This is a genomic window from Cryobacterium sp. TMT1-2-2 (genome assembly GCF_004403505.1).
In the GTDB taxonomy this organism is placed as follows: Bacteria; Actinomycetota; Actinomycetes; order Actinomycetales; family Microbacteriaceae; genus Cryobacterium; species Cryobacterium flavum.
The window spans coordinates 161,668-181,299 of the sequence record NZ_SOGS01000025.1 but is presented as its reverse complement, the minus strand read 5'-3'; the positions used below and the strand labels follow the sequence as shown (position 1 = coordinate 181,299).

Below are 19,632 nucleotides of genomic sequence, written 5' to 3'. Positions count from 1 at the left end.
GGCCCCGTCCGTGGGCCCAGTTTATAAACTGGGCCCGGGCCCCGTCCGTGGAGGCAGGCTATCGGTGCAGGGCGGGCACGATCAGGTAGACGCCGTAGAGCACGGCGATGCCGCACAGCACGAAACAGGCATAGCCGGCGTAAAGCGCCAAGCGTTTCAGCCCGGGCGCGAGCGGGTTGGCCGCGGCGGCCTTGCGCGCTCGTTTGACCTGTTTCGCGGCCTTCTTCGGGCTCAGCACGGTGATCGCGCCGGTGAATTCGTGCGGCTCCACCAGCGGGATGCGACCGGCCGTGGTAAGCAGGCGCAGGCCCAGCGAGTAGAGGCTCACGAGCAGAGCGGCCGAGAACAGTGACGCGGCCGAGACGATGAGAAAGGCGCTCCAGTCGATCACAGCGATACCTTCTTGCGGTCGCCGCGGCCACGCCGCGTGGGCCGGCGCGGCGTCTTCTTGATGTTGACCACCCGTCCGGCATCATCGATGTCGTTGAGCAGGGTGTGGTGCGAGACCCGGTTGCGACGCGACCAGCGGAACAGGGCCATGATGACGATCGTTCCGATCACCATGTCGAGCACGATGCCGATCGGCCCGAGCAGGGCGAGTCCGGCGGCGAATGCGCCCATGATGGCCGAAGCCGGCAGGGTCATGACCCAGCCGAGAGCGATGCGGCCGGCCATCCCCCAGCGGATGGTCGACCCGCGGCGGCCCAGGCCGGAGCCGATCACCGAGCCGGAGGCAACCTGGGTGGTGGAGAGGGCGAATCCGAGATGGCTGGAGGCGAGGATCGTGGCCGCGGTGCTGGTTTCGGCGGCGAAACCCTGGGCCGGCTTGATCTCGGTCAGGCCGGTGCCCATGGTGCGGATGATGCGCCAGCCGCCGGTGTAGGTGCCGACGGCAATGGCGAGGGCGCAGGCGGCGATGACCCAGAAGGTGGGCCCGCTGCCGACTGCCTGAAACCCGCCGGCGATGAGGGTGAGGGTGATCACTCCCATGGTCTTCTGGGCATCGTTGGTGCCGTGGGCCAGCGCGACGAGCGAGGAGGAGAAGATCTGCGCGTAACGGAACCCGCCGCGGCCGTCTGGCTTGCCGACGTCGCGCCGGGTGATCGTGTAGGCCAGGCGGGTGGCGACGAGCGCCACGCCTCCCGCGATCAGCGGCGCGATCAGCGCGGGCAGGATCACCTTGGCGGCCACGACGTTGTAGTCAACGGCCTGGGTACCGACGCCGATGATCGTGGCGCCGATCAGCCCACCGAACAGGGCGTGGCTCGAGCTGGACGGCAGGCCCATCAGCCAGGTGACCAGGTTCCACACGATCGCGCCGATCAGGCCCGCGAAGATGAGTTCGGGGGTGATCAGTACCCCGCCGTCCCCCTCCTTGATAATGCCGCCAGACACTGTGCGGGCAACCTCGGTCGAGAGAAAAGCACCGACCAGGTTGAGAATGGCGGCGACGCCAACGGCGACCTTGGGCTTCATCGCGCCGGTCGCGATCGGGGTGGCCATGGCATTGGCCGTGTCGTGAAAACCGTTGGTGAAGTCGAAGATGAGTGCCAGCGCAATGACCAGCACGATGATGAGGCTGAATTCAGGCACGAGACACCACGCTTTCCAAGTCGGCTCCGAAGGTGAACGTGGCGCGCACCGGCACTCCGTCGAGCACCCCGGGCAGCCAATGCCGGGCGTCGTCCCACATCTCATCGACCGGCAGGCTCGCCACCTCGAACCAGACGGGGTTCAGCTCGTTCGATTCCCGCGGCGTTCCGGACCAGTCGTCGCAGACGAACACGGTCGATTCCTGGCTCCACTCCTGGCGGTGCGGAAACAGGTAGGTGAGATACCCCAGTTCCGTCAAAGCGGATGCCGCCACCACCAGCCCGGATTCCTCTTCGATTTCGCGCACGGCAGCATCCACTGCACTTTCGCCGATTTCGAGCTTGCCGCCGAGGCCGACGATGTTGCCTACGCCGAGGCCTTTCTTCTTGCGGCCCAGCAGTACCTGCCGGTTGCCTTCGGGAGATAGTCGAGTGAGGTAGCACACGCATACCTGGGGCAAAGTCATTGCTTCATCTTAACGCGCACGCGGTGCATTCGGATGCGGCTCGGATAAGCTTGCAGAATGAACTTTGTACCCGCTACCGGAACCATCACCATGTTCACCACCGATTGGTGCGGCTACTGCAAACGATTGAAGAAACAGCTCGACACCGCCGGTATCGGCTACACCGAGGTGAATATCGAGCAGGTTGACGGCACACCCGAACTTGTGATGAGCCTGAACAACGGCAACCAGACCGTGCCGACCATTCTGTACCCCGACGGATCGGCCGCGACCAATCCCTCGCTGGCCCAGGTGCAGGCCAAACTCGCCTGAGCAGCCCGCCGGGCCCAGCTCGGCACCTCGCGGCACTCGTTTGATAAGCTGGCACTGGTTTGAACGCGTGCCACGAGTTCAAACGCGTGCCACGAGCGCACTCTTCTAGCCGAAGAGTACGGCAGCCTCGTCGTAGCGGGCCGGTGAGACCCGCTTGAGGCCGATCGTGGCCGATGCGATGCTCACGACGTCGATCTCGGTGCCGCGCAGCGACACCATGGAGCCCCACTGGGAGTTGTGGATCGCGTCGACCGCCGCCATACCCAGGCGGGTGGCGAGCACCCGGTCGTAGGCCGACGGTGCGCCGCCGCGCTGGGTGTGGCCGAGCACCGTGGCCCGGCTTTCGATGCCGGTGCGTTCTTCGATCAACGGGGCGATGATCTCGCTGATTCCGCCCAGACGAGGCCGATGAAAAGCGTCGAGGCCCTTGGTGGAGTGCGCCTTCTCCATGCCGGAGAGCAGAAAACCCTCCGAGACGACGATGACCGGGGCCCGACCGCGGTCGCGAACGTGCTCGACCCAGTCGCAGATCTGCTCGATCGACTTGGGCTGCTCAGGAATGAGGATGGCGTGGGCGCCGCCGGCCATGCCGGAGTGCAGCGCAATCCAGCCGACGTGGCGTCCCATGACCTCGACGACCATGCAGCGCCCGTGCGATTCGGCGGTCGTACGCAGCCGGTCGATGGCTTCGGTGGCGATTTCGACGGCGGTGTTGAAGCCGAACGAGTAGTCGGTGGCCTCGAGATCATTGTCGATGGTTTTCGGCACGCCGACAATGTTGAGTCCGGCCTCGGTGAGGCGGTGCGCTGCGGTCAGCGTGCCCTCCCCGCCGATCGCGATCACGGCGTCGATGCCGTTGGCGTCGAGGGTGCGCTGGATATTCTCCGGGCCGCCGTGCTCGCCCTCGAACGGGTTGGTGCGGGAACTGCCCAAAATGGTGCCGCCCTGGCGAGACAGGCCGCGCACGCTGTGACGATCGAGTTCCATGAACTCGCTCTGCACGAGTCCGCGCCAGCCATTGCGGATTCCGACGAACTCGAAATCATGCGTGCGCACCCCCTTGAGCACGGCGCCGCGAATGACCGCGTTCAGTCCGGGGCAGTCGCCGCCGCTGGTGAGAATACCGATCTTCATGCGGGTTACAGCTTTCCGTCGAGGGCCTGGGTGAGCAGGAAGATAAGCGCACTTGCCTGCACCGATTCGGTGGCCGAAAACTCTGCCTGAGACCCATCGAGGGCGCGGGCGGCCAGACCCTCTTTGCTGCCGATCAGGTCGGCGATACGCGCATCGATGGTGTGCGCGGCGATGATGCGCCACGCGGTGACCGGCTCGTCCTGGCCGATGCGGTGCACCCGGTCGATGGCCTGGGTCTGCTCGGCAGCGGTCCAGCTGAGTTCGGCGAGCACCACGTTGGACGCGGCCTGCAGGTTCACGCCGACACCGGCCGCGGTGAGCGAACACACCGCGATCGCGACGTCGGGATCGTTGTTGAACGAGTCGATCGCGGCCTGGCGGGCCAGGGCACTCTGGTCGCCGCGCAGCGAAACCGTTTTCAGGTCGCGCTTGGCGAAGATCTCCTCCGCGGTGTCCATGACGTCGATGTGCTTGGCGAAGAACACCACCTTGCCGACCGAGCGGGCGAGTTGCGCAGCGTAATCGGCTGCGAGCCCGGCCTTGGCCTGACCGATCTTGCGCACCATCGTGAAGACGTTTTCGCCAGTGGTCTGGCCCTTGGAATCTTCGAGCTCGGCGTGGGCGACGGCGCGAATATAGGCATCCCGCTGGTCTTCGTCGGGAACAGCTGGACCGCCGGAACCGGCATGGCGGGCAGCCACGAGCGCCTGGTAGCGGGTGACCAGACGGGCACCCAGCTCACGTTCGGCTTGACGAATGGATCGGCCGAGGTCATCGTCGAGTTCCACCGGCAGGTCGGCGATGCGCTTGGCCGGCAGGTCGGCGGCGACGTCGACCTTGCGGCGACGCACGATGCCCATATCAATGACAGCGGCGCGGGCTTCCTTGTAGAACCCCATGTCGGCGGGAGTCAGCCCGGTCTCTTCGAGGCGTTTCAGGAGGGCGGGGGCCGGCTTGTCGCCGTCGATCCAGCCGAGGAACTGCCAGATGGCACGAAAATCATCGACGTCGTTGATGAGAGGGGTGCCGGTGAGCGCCATCAGCAGCGGGTTGCCGCCCGGAGTACGGCGGCGGATCTGGTCGGCGAGCGACAGCACGTGTTTGGACCGTTGCGAGGACAAATTCTTGATGAAGTGCGCCTCATCGACGACCATGCCCTTGAACCCGAGCGTGCCGAGCCAGGCCAGGTGGCGGTCGAGCACGTCGTAATTCACCACGACCACGTCGGCGAACGCGTCGAGGGTGTCTCCGTCGCCGTGGATGACGGTGGCCCGCCGGTTCGGCGTCCACAGCTCAACTTCGCGGGCCCAGTTCATCTTGACCACGTTCGGCACGATGGCCAGCAACGGGTAGGCGTTGGCAACGGATGCCGCCAGCAGGCTTTGCGCGGTTTTGCCGAGGCCAGGCTCGTCGGCGAGCAGGTAGCTGCGGTGGCCGAGGCGGGCGCTCTCGATGAAACGTGCCTGGTGCCGCATGAGCTCCATGCCGCCCGGGGAGAGCCGGTCGAGGCGGGGGGCTTCCGGCATGTCCATGCTGGCCGCCTGGCCGCCTGAACCATACTCGAAAGATTTGAACAGGGGGCCGAGCAGTTCCCAGTTGGCGAGTCGACGCGGGTGCACGATCGGCTGGGCCGCTGCGCTGAAGTCGGGGGCCAGGAACGGGTTAGCCAGCTGCCGGGCTTTCACCGACTGCGGGATGACCTGGTTCTGCAGCACGACCGGTGCGGCCTCGGGCTCACGGGTGATGATGAGTTCGTCGGGGCTGAGCTCGGCACCGGATTCGAGCAGCCAATCGCGCCGAAACCGCTGGGCGACGGTGGAGACGCCCGCATCGGGTTCGAGCAGGGTTATCAGGCTCGTGTCACGGGCGGCCGTCTTGGCCAGAATCTGGGCGATCCCATCGAGGCGTTTGAGCAGCTCTGCTCGGTTCGCGTCGGAGAGCTCTTTGTCGCCTTTGACCCGGGCGCGTTCCTCTCGCATCAGCAGGGCGATGACCTGGTATTTCGTGCGGTTGGTCGGCCCGAGCTTGGTACCGGACTGCGCCTTCGCTTCGACCTCGCGCACCTTGCGGGCGAGAATCGGAATGATCGGCGCATCATCGTCGCGGGAACGCGGGTGAGCCCGATTGCGGGTGGACCCACTACGACCGAGGTTGTTCCGGCTGCTCGAGGCATCGGTGCGGGTATAAGCCATTGTTCTCCACTTCGAAGCAGCACGGTACGGGTACCGGCTGTACCTATCCGAGCGTGCCGGTCACGGCATTCTGGTGTTACCGAAACGCGCAGTGCGCACACACCGTTTCTCCGGCGTGCAGAAACAGGTGGTACACGAAACACAGCACGGGCCCTGATCATGACGCCGGACCCAAGGTCAAGCGGATGCTGTCGCAACGGTGGTGCAGATATGACAGGTACTGCCACCGAATGCGAGAGCCAGTAGAGATCTGATCGAGTTCTCTCAACGCGATAGTAGTCTACGCCCGACGTTCAATCCTTGCGAATTGGCACTTTGGTGCGCAGACCGACGACGATGAAAACGATCGCCGCGATGAACTGAGCCGAGACCCAGCCCTGACCGCTGAGGTCGATGATCACGACCGGGTTCCACAGGATAGCCATCGGAACGAGACCGATCAGCCAGTACCACGACCGGGCCTGAATCACGAAGACGCAGATGATGAGCGCCAGAATACTGACCGCGTAGCGAATGATGATGAAACTCTCGCCGTCCAGAAGCGCGAGTCCGGCGAGCAGAACGATGGCGCCCAGCAGGCCAGGCGCGAGAGCCGAGCGAGTGAACGTCGGTGCGGCTGGAGTGCCCATCAGACTCCTCCCCCGCCCCCGCCGCCGCCTCCGCCGCCCGAGAAACCGCCGCCGCCTCCACCGGAGCTCGATGAGCTCGTGGCGCTGCCCGACCAGGACGCCGTCGTGGCGGCCTGGAAGGAGCTGATCGCACCCGCGAAGTACGCCGCCTGGAAGATTCCGGACCCGTAATACCAGTCGGGCTGGGTGTTGCTCTCGGCGTAGTACTGGCTCAGCACGCCGGACCAGTCCTTCTCCTGCCCGAACAGTGCGGCCAAGGGCAGCACGCGTTCGTAGAGTTTCACGATCTGTACGGCGGGGGCATCCGCTGTCGCGGTGGCAAGGCCGAGATTTGGCCGACCGTTTTCCGGCCGATAGACGGAACGCACGGCTCCCTCCGGACTCTGCAACACTCGCAGCCGATCGGCTTCGGCGAGACCTATATACAACTTGACGCCCTTCAGATAGTCACGCAGTTCCGCACCACTTTCAGTGAGCGTTCTAAAATTGGCGACCAACGCGATGGTGGCAACGGCAGCCACGACGCCCAGCGCGATGATCAGCAGGGGCCAGAACCCGCCCACCACCGTGATGACGGCGCCCAGGCCGGTCACGACGGCGACACCACCGCTGACCACGGCAATCCCCATGAGCACACTGCGCAGGGCGACGTTTTTCTGTTCCCGCAAACCCAAACGCAGAGATTCCGCGTGGCTCGCCGTGCGTTCCTTCGCCAGCGCCTTGCTCAACGAAATGCTCTTCTTCTTCAGGTCACGTTGGTCGCCGGGCTGCAGTCCGGGAAAGAGCTTGCCGAGAATGCGGCTCTCGGTCTCGTCGACGCCGTCGGCGTGCACGAATTCGAGCAGAAAGTGACTCTTCTTGTCGCTGGTCTCGAGAATACGCACGTTGCCACGCACCGCGAAGCTGATGAACTGGGCCGCCATCGCCTTGCTCGAGGCACCGACGATGTCTCCGGAGGTGAGCAGGTTCACCCCTCGCGGCGGAAGATACTCGGCGATGATGGTGAATCGACCGTGCGCGTCACGCAATCGGGTGGCGCGTAACAGTGCGGCCAACAGGGCCGTCAGCAACGCCACGATGGCGGCGGCCAGCCCAATGCTGGGGAAGGCGTTGGCGGTGAAGGAATCATCGCGCGGCACAAAGGTACCCGGCTGAAACTCGACATCGATAGTCAGGTTCTCCTGCGGCCCGAGCTCGCGGGTAACCGCGGAGATGGTGGGTTCAGTGTCGGACCCGGTGAAACGGATGCTGTCACAGGGCAACTGAGAATCATCCCGCCCCTGAAAACACCGCAGCTTGCCGCTCAACCGGTCGACGAGCTCCGGATCGAACCGCACCGTTGCGGTGACCAGGCCGAACGGCTGGTCCCATCCGGTGCCGTTTACGTCCCAGTAGAACTCTTCGGTGTTCGCGTTGTCGGGATACAGCGTGACGTTGGATTGCGCGTACGTGATCACGTAGGTCTCTGCGCCGTGTACGAATTCGTCGGCGGCACTCGTCACCACGAGAAACTCTTCATCGCGGTCTTCGCTGGTGGTCTCGGTGCCAAACGGTCGGGGCGTGCCGTTCTCGTCAGTGACGCTCTCGATCACGATGTCGGTGGGACGCCCCCGGTAGTGCGTGGGGATGGCGCGCTGAATGCCGTGGTTTTGGTCGATCTCTGGGAAGCGGGCCACGATGGTCTCGACGGTTGTCAGCGTTGACCGGCCGTCAGCGTCCAGGCCAAGGTCGTATTGGGCGTCGAAGGAGTCAAAGCTGAAGTCGTTGACGCCTGCGCCCACCAGGCTGAGCGGAGCGGTGGCGGCCTGCGCTGGCGGCGTCGGGGCGAGCACGGCTCCCCCGATGACCAGACCCCCGCTAATCAGCGCACCGAGAGTGAGGACGAGTGCGGGGCGAACCGATCTGAGCATGAGTCCACTCTACCGAGCGTGCCAAGCAGGCAGCCGCGTGCTCGTCCCTGGCGGTTCAGGCGTGCTGGATGGGAATCGATGTCGTCGACGGCGGGCGTTCGAACAGCATCTCCAGCCCCGGCTTCAGTTCGGCGAGCCAGGCCGCGTACCCGGCCGGATTCAGGTGCAGGCGGTCGATACCGAGTGCCGGGTCGAGCTCGCCGTCCGGCAGGGCGAGAGCCGGCCAGAGGTCAAGGTATTGCACGTGCTGGGTGGGTGCATACTGCCACACGTGCCGGTTTATTGAGCGGATGGTCTCGGCAAAGTCCCGGTCACGTGGTAAAACAGACTGCACCATTATGCGGGTCTCTGGCAGGGCTCGACGGAGGGTGTGCAGGATGGTCTCGACGTTGCGCACGACGTATTCGTCGGACTTGCGCCAGCCGAGATCGTTGGTACCGACCCCGATCACGATGGCGTCCGGCCGCAACTCAATCACCCGATCAATCTGCGCGATCACCTCATCAGTGGTGTTTCCACTGGCGGCCAAATTGTGCACATCGTGCTCGGGAAACCACTCGTCCCACAGACCGCTCGCGACAAGGCCGTCGCCCAGAAAGGCGAGAGAAACTGACATAGTGGCCTCCTACTCGTAACCATCATGCCCCGAACCAGGCCGAGCCGCCAGAATTCTCAGAGTATACGCACGTTCTACTGGAACCTCAGTTATCCTCAGAACGAGATACTGCGCCGAGCGGATGCGGCACCTCGGTTTTCGGCTCCACCGCCGCCGTGGCCGTGATGCGGGTGGCCATGCCCTCGAAAATGATGCCGTGGAACGGCAGGATCGCCGCCCAGTACAGCCTCCCGCCGAGGCCGCGGGGAAAGAACACCGCGCGCTGGCGGTAGAGGGAGCCGCCGGCATCCGTTGGTGTCACGCTCATTTCGAGCCAGGCCCGGCCTGGGACGCGCATTTCGGCGCGGAGGCGCAGAAAGCTTCCGTGGTCGATCTGCTCGACCCGCCAGAAATCGAGCACCTCACCGTTGTGCAGGTGGTCGGGGTTGCGGCGGCCGCGGCGAAGACCGACCCCGCCGACGGCCTTGTCCATGAGACCGCGAACGGCCCAGGCCAACGGAAAGGAGTACCAGCCGTTTTCGCCGCCGATGCTCTCGATGACCCGCCACAGTGCTGCGGGGTCGGCCGGGGTGGTCTTCTCGCGCAGGTCGGTGTAAACGGAGTGGCCGGCCCAGTCCGGGTCGCTCGGAAGCGGGTTGCTCGACGCACCCTCGATCGAGGAGTTGCGCCAGCTGGTCTCCACGTCGCCGTCTCGCATGCGGCCGAGGGCCAGACGCACGGCGCGACGATAGCCGGTGAGGCCGCCCTCCGGCTGCGGAATGAACTCGTCGATATCACTCTCGTGCACGACGCAGTCGTATTGCAGCGAGGCGATGATGGGGATGGCGAGGTTGCGTGGAATCGGCGTGACCAGGTTCACCCACTGCGAGGCGAGCCACGGGGTGAGTACCGGCAGAGCCGCGATGGCCCGCTGCTTGAGGCCGGCTTCGAGGGCGTAACCGTTCATCATCTGGCCGTACCGCAAGACGTCCGGACCGCCGATGTCGAAGGTGCGGTTCACCTCGGGCGGCAGGTCGGCCGCGGCCTGCAGGTAGTAGAGCACGTCACGCACGGCGATCGGCTGGATCTTGTTGCGCACCCATTTGGGCGCGGGCATGTAGGGCAGCACGTCGGTCAGGTGGCGGATCATCTCGAACGAGGTGGAACCTGAGCCGATCACGACGCCAGCCTGGAACGCGATGGTGGGCACGCCACTGTCGATCAGGATGCGGCCGACTTCCATCCGGGAGCGCAGGTGGGCCGACAACGTCTGCGTGTCGGGGTGCAGCCCGCCGAGGTAAACGATCCGCCCGACGTGGGCGGCGAAGGCCGCCCGGGCGACGTTCTCCGCCGCCGTGTGCTCGGTTTTCTCGAAGTCGCCGGCCGCACCCATCGAATGCACGAGATAGAACAGCACGTCGATATCGACGCACGCGCGCTCAACCGACGCCAGGTCGCCGAGGTCTCCCTCGACTACCTCGACCTGATCGGCCCAGGGCACATCGCGCAGTTTCGACGGCGTGCGCACGAGCACCCGCACGGTGAAACCGGCGTCGAGAAGTTTGGGAACGAGACGTCCACCGATGTAGCCCGTCGCGCCGGTGACGAGTGCTCTGCGTAAGGTCATGCGCCGCAGCCTATCGCGGCCTGGGACACCCGTTGCACGGTCACAGCGGATGCCCGGGCGGCGGCCAGCGGATACCCGGGCGACAGGCTAGAGGATAGCCTTGGTGTGCCAGACCGTTTTGACTTCGGTGAAGGCGAGGATGCGGGACAGGGCGGGGGCTGCGGCATCCGCTCCCGACTCGGGTGGGAGTACCCGCTTGAGCGTGTCGGCGGCGCTGATCTGCAGCTCCACCCAGTCGAGGTCGCCGGCACCGACGAGGTCGAGCGCGTTGACGTCGGCGTGGCTGGCCAGCCACGGCGCAATTTCGGCCGGCGAACCGGTGATGATGTTGACGACTCCGCCGGGCACATCGCTCGTGGCGAGCACCTCGCCGAGACTGATCCCCGACAGCGGTGCGAGTTCGTTGGCGACGACGACGACGGTGTTACCGGCCACGAGGGCCGGTGCGATGGCGCTGACCAGTCCGAGCAGCGATTCGCCGCCCTGCGGGGCGATGATCGCGACGACGCCGGTCGGTTCGGGCACCGACAGGTTGAAGAACGGACCGGAGACCGGGTTGGCGTTGCCAGCGACCTGCACGTACTTGTCAGCCCAGCCGGCGTACCAGACCCAGCGATCGATGGCCTCGTCGATTTGGGCACTCGCTGCGGCGGCGTTGACGCCCTCGCAGCTCTCGATCTCGTCGATGAACTGCGCCCGGCGGCCCTCGAGCAGTTCGGCGATGCGATACAGCACCTGGCCACGGTTGTAGGCCGTGGCACCGGCCCAGCCACCGAGGGCGCTGCGGGCGGCAACCACGGCGTCGCGGGCATCCTTGCGGCTCCCCTTCGCGGCGTTGGCGAGAAAGTCGCCTTTGTGCGAGAGCACCTCGTAGACGCGGCCGGATTCGCTGCGCGGAAACTTGCCGCCGATGTAGAGCTTGTATGTCTTGGGAATGGCGAGGCGGTTCACTTGGTGGCCTTCTCTGCGGATGCGGACTTCTTGCTGGCGGATGCGGACTTCTTGCTGACCGGAGCGTGCTCCGCGGCCGGGATCGACCGCGAGCCGGTGCGTACGGCGGGCTTGAGGTACGCAGCGAGGCCGTGGCGGCCGCCTTCGCGGCCGTAGCCGCTCTCCTTGTAGCCACCGAACGGGCTGGACGGGTCGAATTGGTTGAAGGTGTTCGCCCAGATCACGCCGGCGCGCAGCTTGTCGGCGACGGCGAGGATGCGGCTGCCCTTGTCGCTCCAGATTCCGGCGGAGAGACCGTACGGGGTATTGTTCGCCTTGGCAATTGCTTCGGCCGGGGTGCGGAAGGTCAGCACGGAGAGCACCGGGCCGAAGATCTCGTCGCGCGCGATGCGGTGGCTGGTGGACACATTGGTGAAGATGGTCGGCGCGAACCAGAAACCGTTCTCGGGAATGACGCAGTCGGTACTCCAGCGTTCGGCGCCTTCCTGCTGGCCGAGATCGGACAGTTCGCGAATACGGGCGAGCTGTTCTGCACTGTTGATGGCACCGATGTCGGTGTTCTTGTCGAGCGGGTCGCCCAGGCGCAATGTCTGCATGCGGCGCTTGAGCCGCTCGATGACGTCGTCGTGGATGCTTTCCTGCACGAGCAGGCGGCTGCCGGCGCAGCAGACGTGACCCTGGTTGAAGAAGATGCCGCGCACGATGCCCTCGACAGCCTGGTCGATCGGGGCGTCGTCGAAGACGATGTTGGCGCCCTTGCCGCCGAGCTCGAGGCTGAGCTTTTTGTCGGTTCCGGCGACGGAGCGGGCGATGGCCCGACCGACCGAGGTCGAACCGGTGAAGGCGACCTTGTTGACGCCTGGGTGGTTGACCAGGATCTGCCCGGTGCTTCCGTCACCCGTGATGATGTTCACGACGCCGGCGGGCAGGTCGGCCTGCTGCAGAATCTCCGCGAACAGCAGCGCGGTGAGCGAGGTGGTTTCGGCGGGCTTGAGCACGACCGTGTTCCCGGCGGCAAGGGCAGGGGCGATCTTCCAGGCGAGCATCATGAGCGGAAAGTTCCACGGGATGACCTGCGCGGCGACGCCGAGCGAGGCCGGGTTCGGACCGACTCCGGCGTGGTCGAGCTTGTCGGCCCAGCCGGCGTAGTAGAAGAACCAGGCGGCGACCAGGGGAATGTCGACGTCGCGGGTTTCCTTGATCGGTTTGCCGTTGTCGAGGGTCTCAGCGACGGCGAGTTCGCGGGCGCGTTCCTGCACCAGGCGGGCGATGCGAAACAGGTACTTGCCCCGGTCGCTGCCGGAGAGGCGGGACCAGACGCCATCGTAGGCGTGACGGGCGGCCGCGACTGCGGCGTCGACATCCGCTTCGTTGGCGGTGGCGATCATGGCGATCTGCTGCTCGGTAGCCGGGTTGATGGTTTGGAACGGGGTTCCGCGACCGGCCGTGAAATCGCCGTTGATGAAGAGGCCGTAGTCGCTTTTGAGGTTCAGCAGGGCCTGCGACTCTGGGGCCGGGGCGTAGTCAAGAAATTTCATGGTTGTTCCCTAATCGATCGTCACGTAGTCGGGGCCGGAGTAGTGCCCGGTCGTCATCTTTTGGCGCTGCAGCAGCACGTCGTTGAGCAGGCTGGAAGCCCCGAAGCGAAACAGGTGCGGCGTGAGCCAGTCCTCCCCCACGGTTTCGGCGACCGTCACGAGGTATTTGATGGCGTCCTTCGACGTACGGATGCCGCCGGCCGGTTTCACGCCGATCTGCACCCCGGTGAGGCGGTGCCAGTCGCGCACGACCTCGAGCATCGACAGCGTCACGGGCAGCGTCGCGGCCGGGGCCACCTTGCCGGTGGAGGTCTTGATGAAGTCACCGCCGGCCAGAACGGCCAGCCAAGAGGCGCGGCGCACGTTGTCGTAGGTGTTCAGTTCGCCGGTCTCGAGAATCACCTTGAGGTGAGCCATCGAACCGTCGACCCGACGGCAGGCGTCTTTCACGGCGACGATCTCGTCGTAGACCTGGCCGAACCGGCCGGCCAGAAAAGCACCACGGTCGATGACCATGTCGATTTCGTCGGCGCCGGCCGCGACCGAGTCGCGCACGTCGGCGAGCTTGATCGCCAGGGAGGCGCGGCCGCTCGGAAAAGCGGTGGCGACGGCGGCCACGTTGACTCCCTCCGTGCCGCCGGCGGCATGGGCGGAGCCGAGCGCGTTGACGGCGGTACCGACCATGTCGCCGTAGACGCAGACCGCGGCGACACGGGGAGTACCGGGGTCGCTCGGGTCTGGCACCAGCGCCTTGGCGACGAGCGAGCGCACCTTGCCGGGGGTGTCAGCGCCCTCGAGGGTGGTGAGGTCGATCAGGCCGATGATGGTGTCGAACGCCCAGCGTTTGGAGCTGGTTTTGATCGAGCGGGTGCCGAGGTCGGCGGCGCGGGCTTCGAGACCGACGGCGTCGATTCCGGGGATTCCGTGCAGGTACCGGCGCAGGTTGGCGTCGGTGGCCTCCCCGCCGATCAGCGCGAGGGCACGCTGTTCCGGCTGGTAGGTAGCCAGGGGGCTGTGAGTCATGGGGTGTCCTTTTCCTGGAGCAGAGCGTTCGCGGTGTCTTCGTCGGTCACCAGCACGGTGCACAGGCCGTTACGCACGACGGCGCGAGCGATGGCGTGCTTGTTGTTTCCGGAGATGACGGCGATGGTGAGCGGGGCGCGGCGCAACTGGTCGATCTGGATGCCGACCGTGCGTTCGTTGAGTTCGGGGTCGACGATGCGGCCGTTGGCATCGATGTACCGGCCGACGACATCGCCGACCGCGCCGCGGGAGACGAGGTCGTCGATCTGCTCCACGGTGAGGTAGCCGCTGTCGACGAGGGCGGAATTCGCATCCGCCTGCCCGGCGCTGAAAACGTAGGCCTGCGCGTTGCGGGCCAGGGCGAGCACCCCTGCGACGGTGCGGTCGGCTTCCATCGCCTGCTTGGTTTCGAGGCGTTCGAAGATGGCGGGGCTCGGCAGCAGAGTGGCCGAACCGTCGGCCTTGTGGGCGATGGTGACGGCAGTGGATGCCGCGGTGCCGGTGCGCTGGTTCAGGCTGACGCCGCCGTTGATCTGCACCACGTTCACCCCCGGAGCCCACCCCTGTTTGAGGTGCAGGGAGACATCGTGCAGGGTGCGACCCCAACTGATGCCGAGGGTGCGCGGAATCGGGCGGAGGCTGGTGAGGTAGTCGGCGGCGGCCTGCGCGGTGCGGGACTGCAGTTCGGCGTCACTCGATACGCCCGCGGAGGAGACCACGATGGCGTCGGTGAGGCCGGTCGATTCGCGGAGGCGGCGTTCGATCGGCAGCCGGCGGGCGCGCGGATGCACGATCTCGATGCGGATGAAACCGTTGGCCTTGGCACTGGCCAGCAACCGGCCGACCTTCCACCGGGTCAGGCGCAGAATCACGCCGATCTCGTCCTGGGTCTGATTCTCTTCGTAGTAAAGCTCGGCGGCGCGGATGGACAGGAGTTCGTCGGTGTCGCTCATGGAAAGATCGCGGTCCAATCGTTTGAACCCAGCCTACGACGGTCCGCGGCACGAATCAACAGCCGTAGGGATTGTTGCTCATCTGAGCAGATGCGCGATCTTCTACGATGAGTGCATGCCCGCTATTGAAGCCTCCACGTACGTTCTCGCCGTCGATGTGGGAGGCACCAAGGTCGAAGCTGCCCTCGTAAATGACCTCGGAGTCGTGCTCGGTACCAGCCGACACCGCGCACCGACCGGGGCGCGCGCGACGAGCGACGAACTGGCATCCGCTGTCAGTGGTGTGGTGCTGCAAACCCTGGCGAGCCTGCCGCCGAAATATCCGTTGGTCGGGGTCGGTATCGGCTGTGCCGGGCCGATCCAGCTGCGGCAGGGGGCGGTGTCACCGTTGAACCTGCCGGTCTGGCGCGAGTATCCGCTCAAGGAGCTGGTGGTCGGCCTCGTTCCCGGCCTGCCGGTGCGCCTGCGCATGGACGGGCTCTGCATCACCCTCGCCGAGCACTGGGTCGGCGCCGGCCAGGGCGTCGACAACCTGATGGGCATGATCGTGTCGACCGGCATCGGCGGCGGCCTGATCCTCGGCGGGGTGACCGCGTCGGGGCCGACCGGAAACGCCGGGCATATCGGCCACATCGAGGTCGGCGGTTTTGGCGACCCCTGCGCCTGCGGTGGAGTGGGCTGCATCGAGGCCATCGCCTCGGGGCCGAAGACCGTCGCCTGGGCACGCAGCCAGGGCTTCACCGGCGAGTCGGGCGAAGACCTCGCGGCAGCCTACGCGGCCGCCGATCCGATCGCGGTCGCCGCCGTTGCACGCAGCGGCGAGGCGCTCGGTCAGGCTATCGCGTCCGCAGCAACTTTGCTCGACCTTGACCTCGTGGCCATCGGCGGCGGCTTCTCCAACGTCACCCCCGACCTGCTCGAGTTCGCCCGCGAGGCGATCAAACGGCGGGTGCAGTTCGCCTATGCCACCCGGGTGCGAGTGGTTCCGTCAGCGCTGTCGGGCGACGGCCCGCTGATCGGTGCTGCGGCACTGATCCACCGAGCCGAACTGGTGCCCTGAAGTCCGTCAGCGTGAGCGTTCCAGATCGTCCTCGAGCATGTGCGGACGACCGATCACGGTCCCCGCGATGATGATCGCCGAAGCGGTGGCGAGCAGAAAGCCGAGCGGCCAGGTCCAGCCGCCGCTGAGCTCGTGCAATAGACCGAAAACCAGCGGCCCCAGGGCTCCCAGTGTGTAGCCGACGCTCTGCACAAAGCCGCTGAGAGCCACAGCGCCAGCATGGGTGCGGGTGCGCAGGTTGATCAGCACGAGCGCGAGCGGAAAGAACAACGGCCCCAGGCCCGCAAAGCTGACCCAGAGCCAGGTCAGGGTCTCCGGCGCGAACAGTAGACCGAGATCACCGGCCACGAACAGGAACACTCCGATATAGACAAGCGGCCCGACGTTGGCCATGCGGGCGGTGAGCACGGGAATGATCAGCGCGCACGGTATTCCCATGCCGGCATAGACCGCGAGGAGGGTTCCAGCCTGGGCCGGACTGACCCCCGCAGTATCGACGAGCAGTTGCGGCAGCCAGGCGAACATGGCGTAAGCATTGAGCGCCGAGGCCGCAAACACCCCGGCGATCGCCCAGGCGATCGATGATTTCCAGAGGCGACCGAGAATGGCAGCGTCGGCCTCGTCGACGACCGGGCCGGGGGTTTGCGTGGTGCGATGCCGCAGGAGCATGGTGATCCACGGCACCAGAGCCAGCAGAGCCAGCAGCATCCATATGCCGAGCGAGACCCGCCAGCCGGCGGCATCCGCTACCGGAACGGCGATCAGGGGCGGCACGAGGGCGCTCAAGGACACCACGGTGACGTAGACGCTCGTCATGAGCCCGACGCGGTCCGGAAAGTACTTCTTGACCAGTGGCGGCAGCAGCACGTTGCCGATGCCGAGTCCGGCGAAGGCGATGACACTGCCGATGATGAGCATGGTGATCGAGCCGGACAAGCCTCGAGTGAGGTGACCGAGAAGAATGGCGATGAGGGCGAGCACGAGTGGCGCTTCGAGTCCGTGGCGGCGGGTGATCATGGGGGTGAAGATGCCGAACAGCGCGAAGCAGACCGGTGGGAGCATGCCGAGCACCCCGATTGACACCGTGCTCAGGGGGATATCGACGTTGATCTCGGTCACGATCGGCGAGAGCGCTGCGACAGCGTTGCGCAGGTTGGCCGCCACGAAAATGATGCCTAGCAGGGCGAGGCCGCGCCCCGGCCACAGTCGGCGGGAGGAGGCGGTATTCACTCGGTCAGTCTAGGGCTGCGGTCGGCTGCGTTCCCGCTGCACCTCGACGGCCAGATTCTTCAAGTCGTCCCAGCGTTCGGGGGCTACGAGACCGGGCAGCATCAGCGACCACATCTCGGTCAGTCGCTGGTCGATGTCGCCGCGCCTGGTCAGAACGTCCGAGACGACCTGCACGCCGGTGAAACCGGCGGTGAAAAAGCGTGCTGCAGCCGGCACATCGACCGTTGGCGCCACATCTCCGTCGGCGATCCCCCGGCGCAAAAATTCCTCACAGGCGACCATCCAGTCGAGATAGGGAGCCGACACCGGCGTGGAAAAATTGACGGCCTCAATGGTCAGGCGCACCCCGGCGCTGACGATGAGGTCATCGCGCAACTGGCGAGCCAGCTCGTAGGACATGGAGACGAGGGCGCGCAGGCCCGGCACGTTTCTGTCGAGCAGCGCTCGGCCGGCACCGACCGATTTCTCGTGCTGGGCATCGATAATGGCCACCGCGAGGGCTTCCTTGGAATCGAAGTGAAAGTACAGGGCTCCCTTGGTTACCCCGGCGGCAGCACTCACCTGCGCGAGGGACGTGCTCCCGTATCCGCGTTGCTCGAAAGCTTCCGCGGCACCGCGAATTATCGCTGCGCGCGTTTCTATTGCTCGTGCTTGTTGTGACATAAAACCCCCAGGAAATTACTCGTGTTCCCAGCGTACCGGGGCGAAGTAGCCCCCCACGCGATGACCCCGGAGGCCTCCACCATTCTCTGTTTGTGACTGTACAATAAAAATACTATTTGGTATGGTTTCTGACATGGGGGATGTGGGCGATAACGGCTGGGTGGGCATCATTGTGGCGGTGTGTGCCGGCGTGATCGTGCTCACGCTGTCGCTCGTGGCCATGATTCAGATCGGGCGGGCCGCGCACCTGCGCCCCAGCGTTCGTACCAACTGGGTGCTGGCGGTCCTGCTCGCCCCGTTGTTCGGCGCGACGGCCTGGTTCGCCGTCGGCAACCGGCTGCGGCTGGACTAACGCGCGTTCGTGCGGCTCAGAATTGCCCGAACCCGCGCGACGTCATCGCGGATTTGCTCGATTAACGGGTCGATGCCCGAATAGGCAACCATGCCGCGAATCCGCTCCACGAACGATACGTCGACGACGTGGTCATAGAGGTCAAGATCCACTTCGTCGAGCACGTACGCTTCGACCTGCTTCGGGGCCACGCCGTCGAAGGTGGGGTTGTTGCCCACCGAGATGGCTGCCGGGTAGCGGGATCCCGCATCGCTCAGCCACCCGGCGTACACGCCGTCGGCGGGAATCAGGCCGTCGGAATCGGCTGACAGGTTGGCGGTGGGAAAACCGAGCTCGCGGCCCCTGGCGGCACCGTGCACGACGACGCCGCGAACGGTGGGCAGGTGGCCGAGCAGTTCGCCGGCTTCGGTGACCTCGCCGCTGCCGAGCAGCTCGCGGATCCAGGTCGACGACACCCTTCGGGCGCCGTCGGGCTTCAGGTCGTCGATCAGGCGCACTTCGTAGCCGAACTCGGTGCCGAGCTCACGGAGCAGGGCCACGTCGCCCGCGCCCTTCGCCCCGAACCGAAAGTCGCGACCGACCAGCACAAACCGGGCATGCAGCGCGGTGACCAGGATGCGCTCGATGAAGTCACGCGGAGGCAGGCTGGAGAGTGCCTGGTTGAATTCGAGCAGCAGCGTGGCATCAACGCCGGTCTCGGCGATCAGGTTGAGTTTCTGCTCGGCGCTGACCAGCGTGCTCGGGCAGGTGGCCGGCGAAAGCAGGGCGAGCGGATGCCGGTCGAACGTGACGACGACGGTCGCGAGTTGTTTCCGGGCCGCGATGGCCTTGAGTTCGGCGATGACCGCGCGATGCCCGGCGTGCACACCATCGAACTTGCCGATGCTCACGGCCGACTTGGGCCAGTCGCTCGGCACCGAGTTGACACCATAGAGGATTTTCATGAGCGTCCCTCGGCCAACGCGACCGGGTGACGTCGAAGCCACCACATGCCCAGCAGCGGGAGTACCAGCGGAATGAAGACATAGCCGCTGCCGTAGACCGACCACACGGTGGCATGCTGGAACAGCGCCGGGTCGACCAGGCTCAGCGTTCCCACGACGAGCACTCCGAGCAGTTCGAAGCTGATCGTGGTCCAGGCGATGCGATACCAGAGGGCGCTGCGTTTGATCAGGGCGATCGTGGCCACAATGTAGACGACGGCAGCGAGAGCCGACAGTGTGTAGGCGAGCGGTGCTTCATCGTAAGCCCGCACGATCTGTACGAACGAACGCCCGGTGGCCGCGAGGGCCAGCACGCCGTAGACGGCAATCAAGAGTCGACCGATGCCGCTCACCCGGCTGGAGGGGGCTGGCGTTCCGGTGTCTGATTGTGTCATTGCTCGGCATTCATCTGGTTCTGTAA

General features: G+C 65.7%; 20 protein-coding genes. 3 read left to right on the top strand and 17 right to left on the bottom strand.

What is annotated here, in order from left to right:
* Window positions 1–58: 58 nt before the first annotated feature.
* The 3 genes from E3T35_RS15950 to E3T35_RS15940 are packed head-to-tail and all read right to left on the bottom strand — an operon-like array spanning window position 59 to window position 2,059.
* Window positions 59–391, bottom strand: coding sequence for a peptidase (locus E3T35_RS15950; protein WP_092340960.1), 333 nt, complete (start codon window positions 389–391; stop codon window positions 59–61).
* A complete protein-coding gene (locus E3T35_RS15945; RefSeq protein ID WP_233197330.1) occupies window positions 388–1,593 on the bottom strand; it encodes an inorganic phosphate transporter in 1,206 nt (401 codons plus the stop codon). Before E3T35_RS15945 ends, E3T35_RS15950 begins: the two co-directional genes overlap by 4 nt.
* The gene (locus E3T35_RS15940) at window positions 1,586–2,059 is read right to left on the bottom strand and encodes an 8-oxo-dGTP diphosphatase (RefSeq protein WP_134343605.1); all 474 of its coding nucleotides are present in this window, start codon (window positions 2,057–2,059) and stop codon (window positions 1,586–1,588) included. Before E3T35_RS15940 ends, E3T35_RS15945 begins: the two co-directional genes overlap by 8 nt.
* A gap of 57 nt (window positions 2,060–2,116) precedes the next feature.
* Between E3T35_RS15940 and E3T35_RS15935 the strand changes: the two genes are divergently transcribed.
* The gene (locus tag E3T35_RS15935) at window positions 2,117–2,371 is read left to right on the top strand and encodes a mycoredoxin (RefSeq protein WP_134343604.1); all 255 of its coding nucleotides are present in this window, start codon (window positions 2,117–2,119) and stop codon (window positions 2,369–2,371) included.
* Window positions 2,372–2,476: 105 nt separating this feature from the next.
* Here the strand turns inward: E3T35_RS15935 and E3T35_RS15930 are convergent, their stop codons facing one another.
* The 10 genes from E3T35_RS15930 to E3T35_RS15885 all read right to left on the bottom strand — a co-directional run bounded on the left by E3T35_RS15930 (window position 2,477) and on the right by E3T35_RS15885 (window position 14,923).
* A complete protein-coding gene (locus E3T35_RS15930; protein WP_092340956.1) occupies window positions 2,477–3,505 on the bottom strand; it encodes a 6-phosphofructokinase in 1,029 nt (342 codons plus the stop codon).
* A gap of 5 nt (window positions 3,506–3,510) precedes the next feature.
* Complete coding sequence (locus E3T35_RS15925) at window positions 3,511–5,697, bottom strand: DEAD/DEAH box helicase (protein WP_092340955.1); 2,187 nt, start codon at window positions 5,695–5,697, stop codon at window positions 3,511–3,513.
* A gap of 293 nt (window positions 5,698–5,990) precedes the next feature.
* Entirely contained in the window at window positions 5,991–6,326 is a 336-nt protein-coding gene (locus E3T35_RS15920; protein WP_241987563.1) for a DUF6804 family protein, read from the bottom strand.
* Entirely contained in the window at window positions 6,326–8,236 is a 1,911-nt protein-coding gene (locus E3T35_RS15915) for a DUF2207 domain-containing protein (protein WP_134380026.1), read from the bottom strand. The genes E3T35_RS15920 and E3T35_RS15915 overlap by 1 nt, the downstream gene beginning before the upstream one ends.
* Window positions 8,237–8,291: 55 nt before the next feature.
* The gene (locus E3T35_RS15910; protein WP_104088789.1) at window positions 8,292–8,852 is read right to left on the bottom strand and encodes a GDSL-type esterase/lipase family protein; all 561 of its coding nucleotides are present in this window, start codon (window positions 8,850–8,852) and stop codon (window positions 8,292–8,294) included.
* 85 nt (window positions 8,853–8,937) lie between these two features.
* Window positions 8,938–10,458 carry an SDR family oxidoreductase gene (locus E3T35_RS15905; protein ID WP_134343601.1) on the bottom strand — a complete coding sequence of 507 codons (1,521 nt, stop codon included), beginning with the start codon at window positions 10,456–10,458 and terminating at the stop codon, window positions 8,938–8,940.
* Window positions 10,459–10,545: 87 nt separating this feature from the next.
* Window positions 10,546–11,409, bottom strand: coding sequence for an aldehyde dehydrogenase (locus E3T35_RS15900; RefSeq protein ID WP_134343600.1), 864 nt, complete (start codon window positions 11,407–11,409; stop codon window positions 10,546–10,548).
* Complete coding sequence (locus E3T35_RS15895; RefSeq protein WP_134343599.1) at window positions 11,406–12,947, bottom strand: aldehyde dehydrogenase family protein; 1,542 nt, start codon at window positions 12,945–12,947, stop codon at window positions 11,406–11,408. Before E3T35_RS15895 ends, E3T35_RS15900 begins: the two co-directional genes overlap by 4 nt.
* Before the next feature lie 9 nt (window positions 12,948–12,956).
* Window positions 12,957–13,970: a deoxyribose-phosphate aldolase gene (gene deoC, locus E3T35_RS15890; protein WP_134380024.1), complete on the bottom strand. Its 1,014-nt coding sequence runs from the start codon at window positions 13,968–13,970 to the stop codon at window positions 12,957–12,959.
* Entirely contained in the window at window positions 13,967–14,923 is a 957-nt protein-coding gene (locus E3T35_RS15885) for a sugar-binding transcriptional regulator (protein ID WP_092340944.1), read from the bottom strand. Before E3T35_RS15885 ends, deoC begins: the two co-directional genes overlap by 4 nt.
* A 115-nt stretch (window positions 14,924–15,038) precedes the next feature.
* On the opposite strand from E3T35_RS15885, the gene E3T35_RS15880 reads away from it, so the two are divergent.
* On the top strand, window positions 15,039–15,983 hold the full coding sequence (locus tag E3T35_RS15880) for an ROK family protein (RefSeq protein ID WP_134380022.1): 945 nt from the start codon (window positions 15,039–15,041) through the stop codon (window positions 15,981–15,983).
* A gap of 6 nt (window positions 15,984–15,989) precedes the next feature.
* On the opposite strand, the gene E3T35_RS15875 is transcribed toward E3T35_RS15880, so the two are convergent.
* Complete coding sequence (locus tag E3T35_RS15875; RefSeq protein WP_134343596.1) at window positions 15,990–17,213, bottom strand: CynX/NimT family MFS transporter; 1,224 nt, start codon at window positions 17,211–17,213, stop codon at window positions 15,990–15,992.
* A 9-nt stretch (window positions 17,214–17,222) separates the two neighbouring features.
* Window positions 17,223–17,876 (bottom strand): ScbR family autoregulator-binding transcription factor, encoded by a 654-nt coding sequence (locus tag E3T35_RS15870; protein WP_134343595.1) that lies wholly within the window; start codon window positions 17,874–17,876, stop codon window positions 17,223–17,225.
* A gap of 121 nt (window positions 17,877–17,997) precedes the next feature.
* Here E3T35_RS15870 and E3T35_RS15865 point away from each other — a divergent pair, with 121 nt between their 5' ends.
* The gene (locus E3T35_RS15865) at window positions 17,998–18,228 is read left to right on the top strand and encodes a hypothetical protein (RefSeq protein WP_134343594.1); all 231 of its coding nucleotides are present in this window, start codon (window positions 17,998–18,000) and stop codon (window positions 18,226–18,228) included.
* Here the strand turns inward: E3T35_RS15865 and E3T35_RS15860 are convergent.
* Both E3T35_RS15860 and E3T35_RS15855 read right to left on the bottom strand, forming a co-directional pair.
* Entirely contained in the window at window positions 18,225–19,172 is a 948-nt protein-coding gene (locus E3T35_RS15860; protein ID WP_134380020.1) for a bifunctional riboflavin kinase/FAD synthetase, read from the bottom strand. The genes E3T35_RS15865 and E3T35_RS15860 overlap by 4 nt on opposite strands.
* On the bottom strand, window positions 19,169–19,606 hold the full coding sequence (locus E3T35_RS15855; RefSeq protein ID WP_092340935.1) for a hypothetical protein: 438 nt from the start codon (window positions 19,604–19,606) through the stop codon (window positions 19,169–19,171). The genes E3T35_RS15860 and E3T35_RS15855 overlap by 4 nt, the downstream gene beginning before the upstream one ends.
* Between the last annotated feature and the right edge of the window lie 26 nt (window positions 19,607–19,632).